At 70.6% G+C, this 13,767-nt stretch carries 13 protein-coding genes; 6 read left to right on the top strand and 7 right to left on the bottom strand.

The features are described from left to right. Positions 1 to 31: 31 nt before the first annotated feature. Together E3Z34_RS18440 and paaN are read right to left on the bottom strand one after the other, a co-directional pair. Positions 32 to 874 carry an NUDIX hydrolase gene (locus tag E3Z34_RS18440; RefSeq protein ID WP_238695293.1) on the bottom strand — a complete coding sequence of 281 codons (843 nt, stop codon included), beginning with the start codon at positions 872 to 874 and terminating at the stop codon, positions 32 to 34. Further along, positions 874 to 2,583 carry a phenylacetic acid degradation protein PaaN gene (gene paaN / locus E3Z34_RS01515; RefSeq protein WP_134772191.1) on the bottom strand — a complete coding sequence of 570 codons (1,710 nt, stop codon included), beginning with the start codon at positions 2,581 to 2,583 and terminating at the stop codon, positions 874 to 876. Before paaN ends, E3Z34_RS18440 begins: the two co-directional genes overlap by 1 nt. A gap of 111 nt (positions 2,584 to 2,694) precedes the next feature. Between paaN and E3Z34_RS01510 the strand changes: the two genes are divergently transcribed. Further along, on the top strand, positions 2,695 to 3,237 hold the full coding sequence (locus E3Z34_RS01510) for a hypothetical protein (protein ID WP_134772190.1): 543 nt from the start codon (positions 2,695 to 2,697) through the stop codon (positions 3,235 to 3,237). Positions 3,238 to 3,257: 20 nt separating this feature from the next. On the opposite strand, the gene E3Z34_RS18435 is transcribed toward E3Z34_RS01510, so the two are convergent. Both E3Z34_RS18435 and E3Z34_RS01500 read right to left on the bottom strand, forming a co-directional pair. Then, the gene (locus E3Z34_RS18435) at positions 3,258 to 4,184 is read right to left on the bottom strand and encodes an MSMEG_6728 family protein (protein ID WP_134772189.1); all 927 of its coding nucleotides are present in this window, start codon (positions 4,182 to 4,184) and stop codon (positions 3,258 to 3,260) included. Between the two features lie 45 nt (positions 4,185 to 4,229). Beyond that, positions 4,230 to 5,933 carry an ABC-F family ATP-binding cassette domain-containing protein gene (locus tag E3Z34_RS01500; RefSeq protein ID WP_134772188.1) on the bottom strand — a complete coding sequence of 568 codons (1,704 nt, stop codon included), beginning with the start codon at positions 5,931 to 5,933 and terminating at the stop codon, positions 4,230 to 4,232. Positions 5,934 to 6,094: 161 nt separating this feature from the next. Here E3Z34_RS01500 and E3Z34_RS01495 point away from each other — a divergent pair, with 161 nt between their 5' ends. The 5 genes from E3Z34_RS01495 (at position 6,095) to E3Z34_RS01475 (ending at position 10,498) form a co-directional block, all read left to right on the top strand. Further along, a complete protein-coding gene (locus E3Z34_RS01495; RefSeq protein ID WP_134772187.1) occupies positions 6,095 to 7,270 on the top strand; it encodes a 3-hydroxyacyl-CoA dehydrogenase NAD-binding domain-containing protein in 1,176 nt (391 codons plus the stop codon). Continuing rightward, complete coding sequence (gene paaI, locus E3Z34_RS01490; RefSeq protein WP_238695292.1) at positions 7,267 to 7,752, top strand: hydroxyphenylacetyl-CoA thioesterase PaaI; 486 nt, start codon at positions 7,267 to 7,269, stop codon at positions 7,750 to 7,752. Before E3Z34_RS01495 ends, paaI begins: the two co-directional genes overlap by 4 nt. A gap of 464 nt (positions 7,753 to 8,216) precedes the next feature. Further along, the gene (locus E3Z34_RS20050; RefSeq protein WP_420818967.1) at positions 8,217 to 8,435 is read left to right on the top strand and encodes an ATP-binding cassette domain-containing protein; all 219 of its coding nucleotides are present in this window, start codon (positions 8,217 to 8,219) and stop codon (positions 8,433 to 8,435) included. A gap of 68 nt (positions 8,436 to 8,503) precedes the next feature. Continuing rightward, entirely contained in the window at positions 8,504 to 9,322 is an 819-nt protein-coding gene (locus E3Z34_RS20045; RefSeq protein ID WP_420818966.1) for an AAA family ATPase, read from the top strand. 687 nt (positions 9,323 to 10,009) lie between these two features. Beyond that, on the top strand, positions 10,010 to 10,498 hold the full coding sequence (locus tag E3Z34_RS01475) for a hypothetical protein (protein WP_134772186.1): 489 nt from the start codon (positions 10,010 to 10,012) through the stop codon (positions 10,496 to 10,498). Positions 10,499 to 10,548: 50 nt separating this feature from the next. Here E3Z34_RS01475 and E3Z34_RS01470 read toward each other — a convergent pair whose 3' ends face one another. The 3 genes from E3Z34_RS01470 to E3Z34_RS01460 form a co-directional block, all read right to left on the bottom strand. Then, the gene (locus E3Z34_RS01470; protein ID WP_194092428.1) at positions 10,549 to 10,851 is read right to left on the bottom strand and encodes a hypothetical protein; all 303 of its coding nucleotides are present in this window, start codon (positions 10,849 to 10,851) and stop codon (positions 10,549 to 10,551) included. A 57-nt stretch (positions 10,852 to 10,908) separates the two neighbouring features. Then, positions 10,909 to 12,540: an IS1634 family transposase gene (locus E3Z34_RS01465; protein ID WP_134772099.1), complete on the bottom strand. Its 1,632-nt coding sequence runs from the start codon at positions 12,538 to 12,540 to the stop codon at positions 10,909 to 10,911. A 108-nt stretch (positions 12,541 to 12,648) separates the two neighbouring features. After that, positions 12,649 to 13,515 (bottom strand): IS110 family RNA-guided transposase, encoded by an 867-nt coding sequence (locus E3Z34_RS01460; RefSeq protein WP_238695291.1) that lies wholly within the window; start codon positions 13,513 to 13,515, stop codon positions 12,649 to 12,651. Between the last annotated feature and the right edge of the window lie 252 nt (positions 13,516 to 13,767).

Genomic DNA, 13,767 nt, shown 5'->3' with positions numbered 1-13,767 from the left:
AGAGGGTCCGGCGGACAGCCCCGCCTCGCCCTCACGCCCCCCGGGGCAGGCCGTCCTCGAGGAAGAGGCAGCCGCCCGGCGGCAGGTCGGACAACGAGGACAGCAGGCGCGCCACGTAGGGGGCGACGTAACCGGCGGCGTCCTGGGGACGGACCCAGTGCACCCCCTGGATCTCCGAGGGCTGCAGCGTCATGCGCCCGTCCAGGTCGGGGTGGGTGCCGACGTCGAAGACGAGCAGGACGGCGTCCTCCCACTGCCGGTAGGGCGGGAGCCAGTCGACGGCCACCAGGTCCCCCACGCCCAGCTCGACGCCGAGCTCCTCGACGAGCTCCCGCTCCAGGCTGGTGACCGGGGACTCGGCCGGCTCGGCGACCCCGCCGGGCAGGTCCCAGTCAGCCTTGTAGGTCAGCTCGCACAGCAGGATGCGCCCCTGGCCGTCGCGGACGATGCCCTGCACGATGACCCGCTTGCGCGGCAGGGTCGCGTTGAGCATCGCCAGGAAGGCACCCGGCTCCCCCGGGGCCGGGTCGTCCCGCAGCCGCGCGAGGCGCAGCAGGTCCTGGGGTATGCCGTCCACCGCGCCGCGACCCCGACCGGTCCCCTCGGGCCGCAGGCCGGCCCGCTGGAGCACCCGGCGGACGTGCACGTCGTGCGGGTCGATCTCGGCCTCGACGCGGTGGGCGCCCTCCGCGAAGACGTCCCGGGCCAGGGTGCTCACCACGACCCTGGCCCTGTCCTCCTCCTCCGGCAGGGCGGCCAGCCCGGTCAGCGCCACGACCCCGGGGGCGACCTCGCGCACGCCCGGCCCGACGCCGGGGGCGACGGGACCGTCCCCGGCGGGGGACGGCATACCGGACGCCCCGTCCTGCACCATCAGACGTGGCGACGGCTGGTGATGACCCGGAACCGGTTGGCGACGAAGGCCGCGTCGGCGTAGGCGGCGTTGGCCGCGGGGTTGGCGCCGGTGCCGTGCAGGTCGCTGAAGGCGGCGGTCTGGTTGACGAAGACCTGGCCGGTGAGGTTCTCGGACAGGGCGACCCCGGCCTCCACGGCCGCGTCGCGGGCGGCGTCGAGGACCTCCTCGGAGGTGGAGTAGACGGCCGCGGTCATGCCGCCGTGCTCCCGCACCGTCTCGGCGAAGCGGCGCAGCGACTCCGCCGTGTCCGCGGTGCGGACGACGAAGGCGACCGGGCCGAAGCACTCCTGGGTGTAGGCGACCTCGTTGCCGGCGTCGGTGGCGACGAGCGCGGGGGTGCGGACGACGGCGTCGGGATAGGTGGGGTGGGTCACGGCGCGGGAGTCCAGGACCACCTCTCCGCCCAGCCGCGCGGCCAGGGCGGGCACGTCGGTGGCGCGGCCGCGCACGTCGTCGTTGACCGTGGCGCCGAGGATCTCCACGGCCCGGGCGTCGTCGGCGGTGAAGCGGGTGATCGCCTCGCCCAGCCGGCCGGCGAACTCGTCGGCGCTCAGGTGCCCCTCGTCGGTGTCGACCCCCGTCTGCGGGACGTAGACGTTCTGCGGGGCGGTGCACATCTGGCCGGAGTAGAGGGAGAACGAGAACGCGAGGTTGCCGAGCATCCCCCTCAGGTCGTCGGTGGAGTCCACGACGACGCTGTTGAGCCCGGCCTTCTCGGTGTAGACGAGCTTGCCCTGGGCCGCGGCCTCGGTCTCCAGCCAGCGGCCGAAGCCGGGGCCGCCGGTGTAGTCGATGATCTTGACGGCCGGGTCCAGCGCGAGGTCCTTGGCGAGGGTGCCGCCGTCGTCCTCGGGCGCGAGCTGCACGAGCGCCTTGTCGAAGCCGGCCTCGGCCAGCACCTCGCGGGCCACGGCCACGGTGACCGCCAGCGGCAGCACCGCCCGCGGGTGCGGCTTGACGATGACCGGGTTGCCGGTGGCGAGGCTGGCGAAGATGCCGGGGTAGGCGTTCCACGTCGGGAAGGTGTTGCAGCCGATGACGAGCGCGAGGCCGCGGGGCACGGGACGGTAGTCCTTCTGCATCCGGATCGGCTCACCCTTGGCGGGCTTCTCCCAGGTGACGGAGGCCGGGATGCGGCGCTGCTCCTCCAGGGCCGCCACGATCGCCTCCAGGGCGCGGTCCTGGGCGTGCGGCCCGCCGGCCTGGAAGGACATCACGAAGGGCTGGCCCGAGGTGTGCATGACGGCGTGCGCCATCTCGTGGCAGCGGGCGTTGATGCGCTCGACGATCTCGGTGCACACGGCGGCCCGGACCTCGGGGCCGGCGTCGCGCCAGGCGGGGATCGCCGCCCGGGCCGCCAGGACCGCGGCGGGGACGTCGAGCTGCGGGTAGCGCACGCCCAGCCGCGGGCCGTAGGGGCTCACCTCGGAGCCGACGACCGCCCCGGTCGAGGGCTGGTCGGCGAGCGCCGAGAAGTCGCTGTTGAGGGACTGCTCGTGGGCGGCCTGGCCGCGCTCGGCCGAGCCCTCGCCGTAGACGCGGGGGCTGGGCGACTCGGGGTAGCGGCTGTAGTAGCTGCGCTCGCGCAGCGCCCGGGCCGCGGCCTCCAGGGTCTCGCGGTGCTGCTCGAGCAGGGGGTGCGACGTCGTCGTGGCGGTGTCCGTCATGCCGACCAGCCTAACGACGGGTCGCCCCGGGAGGACCGCCCGGCGTCGCGGGGTGGTCCGCGCCGGATGAGAGGGTGGAGGGGATGGGACGGAGGTATGAGGTGTGGACGGATGACTGAGCAGGCCGGAGCGGGCGGAGCCTCGCCGCAGGCGGGCGGCGGCGCGGACCAGGACCAGCTCGTCTACGGGCTGGAGACCCGCTTCGCCCCGCACCTGGAGGCGGCCGCGTCGGCGGTGCGGGACGCGGAGCGCGAGCTGACTCAGGCCCGGGAGCAGCTGGGGCGGGCCGAGGAGGAGGCGGCGAGGGCCGGCTACGTCTCCGACCCGCTCATCTTCATGCGGCAGTCGGTGGCGGAGGAGGTCGACGCCCTCACCCGCAAGACGACGGAGAAGAAGGTGCGCGTCTCCTACCGCTTCCTGCTGGACCGGGCGGTGGAGCTGGCCGCGGCCGAGGTCCAGGGCTTCCACGACGAGCGGGCGGCCGAGGAGCGCGAGCGTGAGCAGGGCGTGGCGGCCTGCCGGGCGGCCGAGCGGCGCGCGGTCGAGGCGCTCGCCGCCGCCGAGGAGATGCTGGCGCGGGTCCGCGCGGCCGAGCAGTCCGCCCGGGAGGGCCTGCGGACCATGGTGGCCAAGCTGACCGCACCGGAGGCCTGAGCGACCCCTCGGGCCTCGCCTCATCCGAGGTGCGAGACGGCGGCCTCCGGGTCCAGCACGACCCGGAAGAGAGCCCGGGGGTCCTGGAGGGTCGCGGGCGGACGCGCCGCCCCCCGGGGCACGACCCCGGCCCAGCGCATCGCCCGGCGGTGGGGCAGGACGCCTCTCCCGGCGTGGGCGTAGTCGCCCGTCACCTCACCCAGCAGCAGCCCGGTGCCCTGCTCGACCGGCACCGCCACCGGGTCCCCGATCCGCACCTCGTCGAGGAAGGCCGACAGCTGGCGCAGCGCCTTGGCCGGTCGCCGACCCGTCCGCGCCCGGGCGAGCGCCGTCAGCTCGGCCGGCGTCAGGCCCTCGGCGTCCACGTCGACCCCGGACTGGTCGCCGAGCCCGACCACCCCGAGCTCCAGGCACACCCCGAGCTCCTCGTCGTCCTGCGGCCTGACGACCCAGGCCCGCACCCCGTCCGGGGCGGGCCTGGCCGGGAGGTCGTCCGGCTCGGGCCACAGGTAGGGCAGGTCGTCCGGCTCGGTCCCGAACAGCTCGTCGAACAGCGGCCGGTAGAAGTCGGGGTCCTTGGCGAGCAGGTTGGAGCGGTGCGAGCGGTGCAGGGCCTCCTCCCCCAGCCAGCCCGGGAGCAGACCCGCGGCGGCGAGGTCGCGCTGCGACATACCCTCCATCTCCGGCGCGAACTCGGCGATCTGCGGGCCGGTGGTGTCCGCGCGGCCGGTCGCCGTCCACACCCGGACCGTGGCCAGCCCGTAGGCCACCAGGGCCGGGGTCCGCCCCCGCCACATCCGCGTCACCGGGTGCGACACCCAGCCGTAGTCCTCCAGCTCCAGGGCCCGCAGCACCTGCAGCGTCTCCACGCGCTGCTTGCCGAGCCGGGCCTGGTCCAGCAGCCGCGCACTGGCCTCGAAGTCGGGGACGGGGAGGAAGGTCTGCACCGGCCCATCCTCGGCCAGGTCCGGACCGGCCGCGCGCCGGGCGCCTCAGTGCCTGCGCCGCACCCGCCGCTCGTCCCAGACCGGCTCGTCCGCCTCGTAGACCTCCCCCTCCGCGCCGAGCACGAGGAAACGGTCGAAGCCGCGGGCGAACCACCGGTCGTGCGTCACCGCCACGACCGTCCCGTCGAAGGCGCGCAGCCCCTCCTCCAGGGCCTCGGCCGAGTCCAGGTCGAGGTTGTCGGTCGGCTCGTCCAGCAGCAGCAGCGTCGCGCCGGACAGCTCGAGCAGCAGGATCTGGAAGCGCGCCTGCTGCCCGCCGGAGAGCGTGTCGAAGGTCTGCTCCGCCTGCCGGGCCAGCTCGTAGCGGTCCAGCACCCGGGAGGCCTCGTCGCGGGTGCGGCCCCGTCGGTGATCGTCCCCGCGGTGCAGGATCTCCAGCAACGTCCGGCCGTGCAGCCCGTGGCCCTCGTGGGTCTGGGCGAACCACCCGGGGCGCACCCGTGAGCCCAGCCGGGCGGTCCCGGTATGCGGCACCGCCGCCGGCGCCGTCTCCCCCACCGGCAGGTGCTCGGGCCCGGGGCCCGAGCCGCCGGCCGCGAGGAGCCGCAGCAGGTGGGACTTGCCGGAGCCGTTGGAGCCCAGGACGGCGACCCGCTCGCCGTACCAGACCTCGAGGTCGAACGGCCGCATCAGCGCCTCCCCGTCCCCGCCGGGGCTGAGCAGGTGCAGCTGCTCGCAGACGACGGCGCGTTTGGCGGTGCGGCCGCCGGTCAGCCGCATGGTGACGTGCTGCTCCCGGGCGACCTTCTCCGGCGGCCCGGCCTCCTCGAAGCGCCGCAGCCGGGTCCGCGCAGCCTGGTAGCGCGCGGCCATGTCGGCGTTGTAGGCGGCCTTGTTCTTGTAGAGGAGCATGAGCGCCCGCAGCTTGGCGTGCTCCTCCTCCCACCGCCGCAACGCCTCCTCGAGCCGGGCGTTGCGCTCCTCCCGGGCCTGGTGCCAGGTGGCGAACGACCCCGGGTGCGTCCAGGCGGCCGCGCCGGCGGCCCCCGGCTCCAGGGTGACGATCCGGGTCGCGGCCTGGCTGAGGAGCTCCCGGTCGTGGCTGACCAGCAGCACCGTCTTGGGGGTGGACCGGAGCTGCTCCTCGAGCCAACGCTTGGCGGGCACGTCGAGGTAGTTGTCCGGCTCGTCCAGGAGCAGCACCTCCTCGGGCCCGCGCAGCAGCGCCTCGAGGACGAGGCGCTTCTGCTCCCCGCCGGACAGGGTGGTGACCGCCCGCCACTGGGCGCGCTCGAACGGCATACCCAGGGCGGCGGTGGTCACCTCGTCCCACCGGACCTCCTGCTCGTAGCCGCCGGCGTCGGCCCAGTCGGCGAGCGCCTGCGCGTAGGCCAACTGCGCGGGCTCGTCGTCGACCTCCATGATCGCCAGCTCGGTGTCGTCCAGCGTGCGGGCCGCCGCCCGGACCCGCTCGGGGGCCACCGAGACGAGCAGGTCGCGGACGCTCGAGCCGTCCCGCACCGATCCCACGAACTGCGGCATGACCCCCAGCCCGCCGGTGCTGACGACCGAGCCGCCGTGCGGGTCGAGCTCGCCGGCGACGATCCGCAGCAGGGTGGTCTTGCCCGTGCCGTTGGGGCCGACCAGCGCCACCACCGCGCCGTCACCGACGCGGAAGCTCACCTCGTCCAGGAGGGGACGCCCGTCCGGCAGGACGAAGGAGACCTGGCTCAGCTCGACGTGCCCCACCCCCGCAGGCTCCCAGGCCGGGGTATGCCGTGTCCACGGGTTTGGGGCCGCCGCCGGTGCCCGTGCCAGAGTTGGGCCATGACCCCGCCGCAGGACGACCGCTCCCCCCCGCGCCCTCCGGGGCGTCGGCGCTCGCCGTGGCCGTGATCGGTGCGGGCACCATGGGGTCGGGCATCGCCCAGGTGGCTGCCGGGGCCGGGCACCCCGTCACCCTGGTGGACAGCCGGGCGGGGGCCGCCGACGAGGCGGTCTCCCGGATCGCCGCCGCGCTGGACCGGCTGGTCGCCAGGGGCCGGCTCGGGCGCGAGGAGGCCGACGCGGCCGTGGGTCGGGTCACCCCGCACACGACCGCCGACATGACCACCGTGCCCCCGGTCGGGCTGGTGATCGAGGCCGTGGTCGAGCACGCCGACGTCAAGCGCGCGATCTTCCGCCAGCTCGAGGCGGGCCAGCCCGCCACCACGGTGCTGGCGACCAACACCTCCTCGATCGACATCGACGCGATCACCGGGGACGCCACCACCGGTCACGACGCCGCCTCCCACGGCGGCCACTCGCCGGCGATGGCACGGCCCGGCCGCGTGGTGGGTCTGCACTTCTTCAACCCCGTGCCGGTGATGCGGCTGGTGGAGGTGATCGCCGGGAGCGCCTCCGACCCCGCCGTCCTCGACGACGTGACCGCGCTGATGCGCAGCTGGGGCAAGACGCCGGTGCGCTGCACCTCGACGCCCGGCTTCATCGTCAACCGGGTGGCCCGGCCGTTCTACGGCGAGGCGCAGCGGATGGTCGCCGAGGGCATCGCCGACCCGGCGACGGTCGACCTGGCCCTGCGCGGGGCCGGCTTCCGGATGGGCCCCTTCGAGCTGACCGACCTCATCGGCCAGGACGTCAACCTCGCCGTCGGGGAGTCGGTGTGGCACCAGACCCAGGAGGACCCCCGCTACGAGCCCACCGACTGGCAGCGCGACCTCGTGCGGTCCGGCCGGCTGGGGCGCAAGACCGGCCGGGGGGTCTTCACCTACGACGGCGAGGACCCGAACGTCCCGACCGACGCCCGTCCGGACGAGGAGCTCGCCGGCCGGCTCGTGGGTGGCCCGCTGGCCACCGACCCGGTCGCCCGCACCCTGGCGATGCTCGTCAACGAGGGCGTCGACCTCGTGCACCGTGGCGAGGCGAGCGCGGAGGACGTGGACACCGCGATGCGACTGGGCACCAACTACCCGCAGGGGCCGTTCGACTGGCTCGCGGAGATCGGCGCCGACACGGTGCGCCGACAGCTCGAGGAGCTCGACCACCTCTACCCGGGCGGCCGCTACCGACCCAGCGAGGGCCTGTGAGCGCGACGCCGGAGCCGGGCCTGGCCCACGTGCGGCGCATGTGGGAGGAGGACCGGGCCTCCGCAGCCCTGGGCATCGAGGTGCTCGACCTGGGGGTCGACACGTCCGTGGACGGGCCCCTGGGACACGCGCGGACCCGGATGACCGTCACCGAGACGATGGTCAACGGCCACGGCATCGCCCACGGCGGCTACCTCTTCACCCTCGCCGACTCGACCTTCGCCCTGGCCTGCAACGCGACCGGCCGACCCACCGTCGCCGCCGGCGGTGACATCACCTTCATCTCCCCCGTCCGCCTCGGCGAGGTCCTCGAGGCCTCCGCCCGCGAGCGGCTCACCTACGGTCGCTCCGGCCTCACCGACGTCACAGTGCGCCGTGCGGCGACCGGCGAGGTCGTCGCCGAGCTCCGCGGTCGCTCCCGCTCCCTCCCCACCCCCTCCCCCCTCCCCCCTCACCCCTCCCGACCGGACGCGCGTTCCTGACAGACCGGACGCGCGTTCCTGACGCTTTTCCACAGGGCCCGGGGCGCTCTGACACCCGCTACCGATCCGATCCTGACACCGGCCGGGCAGCCCACGTGAGGAGTGCCTTCCCTGCATCGATCCCAGCCGGACCATCTCCTTCACCGGTATGGGGCGCGGCGTGGCACTCGGAGACGGGTCGGGCCAAGAAGACTCTAAGGACGCCATCACGCCGTCGCCTCGCGCGCTGCCCCAGACCAATCCTCCTGCAGGGCGTGATCCACCTGGAGCGGGGAGTCTCACGCTAGTTTACAGGCGGTCGTGACAGACCGGATCCGCCGATGTCCGGATGCTTGTGCGCGTTAACCGCGACGTCGCCCAGGTGCCCGCGCGAGTGGTCGCCGTAGTCGAGCAGAGTTCAGGTTTCTCAACTGGCTGCACCGGCCTATAAGGGGTGCACCGTCACAACCCTCATCTGCGCTACCGTGGCCCCCACACAGGACCGCGGAGGCACTGCGGTGGGCCGATACTACGGGAGGGAAGATCTGGTGGAGAGGACTTATACTGTTCCACTAATTGGGGGCGACAGCATTGACCTGGACCTTTCCTCCGGGCACACCACTACGATAGTGGGACCAAATGGATCCGGTAAGTCAGCTCTAAGTGCCTCAATCGCAAACAGACTCTCCGGGCAGAAAAATTAATCGGATATTCGTCCCCATCGTCGAATCTGGCTAAGCTCTTCTACCCCGATATCTCTGCAGCTCAACGTGTGCAGTATGAGCGAAGCTTCGACTCCTGGGATGCGAGCGTGGACTCTCGATGGCGCGACCATGGCGATCAATATCGCGCTCCCGCAATCATCGTGGATTTGATCGATCGACAGAACTCGCGCAACGCCGAAATAGCTGACCGGGTCCGCGCTGGTGAGACGACAGAAGGTTTGCGAACCGACGGCCCGCTGCAGCTTCTGAATAAGCTCTTGAGAAGTGCGGCCCTTAATGCGCAGATAGAGATTGGCGCGAACTCGGAACTGATCTGCACTAACCATAAAGGACAGTCGTACCCTGCGGCCGAGATGTCCGATGGTGAAAAATCAGCACTTCTTTTGCTCGCTGACGTCCTCGTCTCAGATGATGGTTCGATTCAGTTGATCGATGAACCGGAAAGACATCTCCATCGGTCCATCTCCGCCCCGCTAATTGTCGCGCTAACGCAAGTCCGCCCGAAGGACTCTTTCGTCATCTTCACCCATGACCTGGACTTGGCTCAAGAGCTGGGTGCCACTGGATCCACGTACGTCGTGTCGGAGTGCCAGTGGGCTGACAAGGAACCCCAGGCTTGGGCGTTGGAGGTAGTGCCCGCCACTGGAGAACTGCCAGAGCATCTGCGCCGCGCGGTGCTAGGGGGGCGCGTACGATCCTTTTTCACGAAGGAGTATCAGGCGGCATTGATCAGTTGCTCTACGAAGCGTTCCTGCCAGGGAAGAACGTCGTGGCCGTCGGTAGTTGCACATCTGTCCTGCGTGCCGTGGGGGATTGCGGGACTCCGGGGAGCTGCACTGGCTGGAGGCCATGGGCGTGGTCGATAAAGACTTCCGTCGCGAGACCACACCGGACGGCGTTCGGCACCTATCGGTGCATGAAGTCGAGAATGTGTTCTACTTGCCGGATGTCATCAGCCACATGAGCGCGGTGCAATCGGAGCACCTCGGACAAGATGCCGCGGCACTTGAGACTGCGGCTCTATCAGCGTTAAGGGAATCTCTTCAAGGACGCAGGAGTCAAAGGAAACATACTCCGGAAGAAGCGCTTGCAGGATGTAAGAGGTGAACTCCAAGATCAGGCGCAGTCGTTGACTACTGTGGAGGATGGGTCGACAGTCAGCCTTAGCGCAAGCGTAGCCGGGGCCGAACTGGAGGCGAAGTATGATCGCCTGCTTAAAGAAAGCGTGGGTGAATTTCTCGGCGTTTTCCCCATCCGCGAGTCAAGGGCGCGCGACACGACATCTAGGGCCTCCTTATATACTCAGCTGACCTGTACGAGAGAGCGGGCTGCAGCAATTGCGAGCAGACGACTCTCTCCGGTTTCAGGTTCGAAGCGCCATCGGTTTGGATGGCATGTAGGGGCGCGGGGTAGCCGCCACGCCTCTAGAGCGGATCTTGCGGGCCGCCTTCGAAGCCCTCTTCTCGAGCTCGCTCATGCCGCCGTGGTCGCGAGCGTCGCTCCTTGGCCAGGCAACACCCAGGCGCCAGGATCAGATAGTGCAGATTCGGCCCATGACCAACTCCGCACACTCGACAGGGCCTAAGCACCCAGGCAATTCCCAGCACCCCGAGCACGAGCAGTGGCTCCTAGAGTTGGGCCGGGCCACCTACGCCGCGTCGCGGGTCGCCGGCATCTGCTTCGACCTCGCACGTGTATTCGGCAACGTGGACTCAGCCGCCATGTATAGCGATCCGCTTGGCGCGCTGATCAACCGGTTGCAGCCCCTCGGGAAGCGGGGCTCGGTGCCAGGGCTTGACCCATTCATCGCCCAGCTCGAATCGGCCCGGGACGACCGGAACGATCTCCTGCACGCATTGCCGGTTGCGGACGGACTGCACCGTCGCAAGTCCAAGGAGCCGTATTACGTGCGGAACTTCTTCGATGTTGCAGAGCTCCAGCAGGTGACTCGATCGCTGTCAGAGGCGGCGCACCGTGGCAACGAGCTGCTCTATCACGATGGTGGCGCCGCCGTTCAGGCCTGGTATCAGGGGCAGCTGTAGGGGCGGAGGCCAGGCGTCCAACAACGATCCGCAACTGGCACCCCTCTATGTCAAGACGCCGTCGGGAGTGTCGTTCTAGGCTCGGTGGTGGCGGGTCCGGGAAGTGGCTTGTCCGAAGAGCCGGTGTCGGGTTGTGAGCCGGTCGCGCTGGAGTCAGAGTCGTCACCCAGGTGCCCTCCCGGGCCCGTCGCTGTGTGCCCGGCAAGGTCGTTGAGCATCTGCTTGTACACCAGGTCGGACAGGCGCCGTTTCAGGCAGCGCAGCGCTTCCATGGACGTCTTGCCGCCGGCTTTCTTCCGGTCGTAGTAGGCGCGGCCCTCGGTGGTCCTGGTGCGCAGCTGAACGATGGCCATGACGTGCAGCACCCGGTTGATCTGACCTGAGTTTGGTCATTTCGTTAGTGCGTGACCTCACCGGTGATGGAGGGCGTCGAGGAGGGCCTGCTTGTCGGCGGGGATCTGGGGCGGGAAGGTCTGCCGGCTGGCGTTGATCGCGATGGTGGCCGAGCGCAGCGGCCGGAGCTGGCGGATCACGTTGCGGATGGCCAGGCCGGTTCGGTTCTGGATCTCGCGTGAGATGGCCAGGGCGGTGAAGACGATGGTCAGGTGGGCCTCGATCGCGTCGCGTTTTCTGGCGAACAGTGGGCGGGCGCGAAGGTCTGTCTTGGACATCCGGAAGGAGGTCTCGACCTGCCAGAGGTCGTGGTAGGAGGAGATGACCTCGCGGGCGGGCATGATGCTGGCCGGGATGTTGGTGACATAGCCCTTCAGACCGACCAGGCGGCGGGCCCTGGCCAGGGCCGCCTCGTCCAGCCTGGGGGCGCCCTGGCCCTTCTTCACGAACCGCGGGGTGCGGGCGGCTTTCTCGCCGGCGACGACGGCTTTGGCCTTGTTCTCCTGGAGGGTCAGGGTCTTCGTATCCCGGGCAGCCCGTTTGGCCGAGTAGGCCCACACGGCCCGCCAGGAGACCTCGTGCTCGGCGGGGTCCCACACCGGCTCGGCCCGCTTCTTGACGTCGTTAACGGCCCGAGCGCGCGTGGTGGACACCCGCGGGGTGATGGTGTCGATGACCTGGCCATCGGTGAACGCATCGCCGTGCCAGCGGAAGTGGGAGGCCAGGTCGATCGGTGCCTTGGTCATCCTCGAGCCGACGATGAACCGCAGGTTGGCCGCGTCCAGTTCTTTGAGGTTGTCCGCAGAGAGCATCCCGGCGTCGGCGACGACGACCATGTCGGCCACGGAGTGCCGGGCCTGGAAGGCCTTGACGATCGGCACGATCGTGGCCGTTTCTGCCTTGTCTCCCTCGAAGCAGCCGATCTCCAGCGGGAACCCACCCCGGTCGACCAGCAGGCCGACCACGATCTGTGGGTCCACCCTGCGTTCCTTGGAGTAGCCGACCTTGCGCAGGTCGTCCTCCTTCTCGGCCTCGAAGTACAGGGTCGTGACGTCGTACATGATCAGCGAGACGTCCCCGGTGCTGACCGCGTGCTCGAAGCAGGCCCCGGCGACCAGGTCGCGGTACCCGCGTTCCTGCGCGCGGGCCAGGGTGCGCCCCATCGTCTTGTAGCTCGCCGCTTCTTGGCCCAGGTCGCCCAGCACCCGCGCGACATCCAGCAGCGAGGTCGGCTCCACCACCCGGGCGATCACCAGATCGGCGAACACCTCATCACCGACCACGTCGAACCCCAGCTGGGCGTACACCGCGGTCAGAGCCTCGAAGAGCACCCGGCTGTCCGTGCCGACCACCCGGCCAGAAGCATCCCGGACCTTCGGCGACGCTGGGGCGGGCGTGTCGAACAGCGCCGGTTCAGGAGCCGGTCGCACCAGCGACGCCGCCACCGGCGCTGGTTCCACGTCCAGCTCCAGAGTGCCCTGCGCAGGGTTCTCGAGTAGCTCCCGGGCCCGGGCCAGCAGCACCCCAAGCTCGGCCTCGGTGTGCGCAGACCCAAGGTGCTTGACGATCCGCTGCCGCCCCTGGGCGTACTCGGCGATCTGCACGGCCGTCGCCCCCGACTTGGTCGGCACCCGCCTGATGAACGCCACACCAGGAGGCTAGACGCATCCGATTAGTGCGTGAAACACCACCACCCGAAACACAACACCGCAGGTCAGCAGCCCGAGGCCCTGCGAGGACGCACTACCTGTCCAAACTCAGGTCTGACGGTTCCCGCCCCGGGAGAGGCGGTGACGGACGTGCTCGCCGGAGGAGGCGTCGATCGGGGCGGTACCGGTCCAGGACGCGAAGTGGTTGCGGTCGGGGAAGCGGGTGATGTCGCCGACCTCCACCAGCAGCCGCGCGGCGCCGGAGGGTCCGATGCCGTGCAGGTCCATCAACGAGGACCCCGTCTCGGCGACGAGGGCCTTGAGCTCCTTGTCGGCAGCCTTGGTGCGGGCGTAGATCGTGGCCAGGTCAGCTGTCAGCTCCAGGGCGTGGGCCTTGCGGACCTTACCGGCCGCCGTGGTGGGGCGGACCTTCTTGAGCAGCTCCTTGGCCTGGGCCGCGGACAGGAACGTCTTGGCCCCGCCGGGGATGAGTTCGAGCAGGAGCTTGTGCAGCTGGCAGACCTTGCGGGTGTGCTCCTCGCCCAGGGACCGGCGCCGGTCCACGCACATCCGCAGCACCTCCAGCTGCTCGTCGTTGATGACCGGGCGCAGCCCGGACATGCGTACCCCGACCAGGGCGATGGAGTGGGCGTCGGTGACGTCGGTCTTACGCCCGTGCCCGGTGGTGAAGATCCGCACCCGCGCCGACATCTTCGCCGGCACGTCCACGACGTCCTCACCGTCGGCGACCAGCCGGTCCGCGACGTGCTTGCCGATCCCGGCGCAGCCCTCGACCGCCCAGATCCGCTGGTGCCATTGGCGGGCGTAGGCCAGCAGCCGTCCGTACCCGTCGGCGTCGGTGGGAAACCGGCCCCCGCCGACGATGCTCTCGTCGGCGGTCATGACCTCGATCGTGACGCTGCGCTTGTGCGGGTCCATCCCGATCACGACCCGCGGTGACTCCTGCTCGTCCATGCTCTGCTCCCTTGCTCGTGCCAACCCTGGTGGTGTCGAGCTGGGAGGGCACCGCTACGTACGGCTGGGCATACCCCTCTTGAGCCTCTCGCAGCCCTGGCGGTGACCGGGACGACGCACGCCAATTGCGAGCCTCACGCCAAGGGCGTGGGCAGCCGCAAAGAGAACGACCGTCCCGGTCACCTAGAACCGAGCCTGGCCGGGCCCGATCCTGCCGTCAATGAAACACGTAGCCGCACCGCGGACGCGGGA

Origin of the sequence: Ornithinimicrobium flavum (assembly GCF_004526345.1) — a bacterium.
Lineage (GTDB): Bacteria > Actinomycetota > Actinomycetes > Actinomycetales > Dermatophilaceae > Ornithinicoccus > Ornithinicoccus flavus.
Note: the sequence above shows the minus strand (reverse complement) of the source record. Positions and strands in the feature narration are given on the sequence as shown.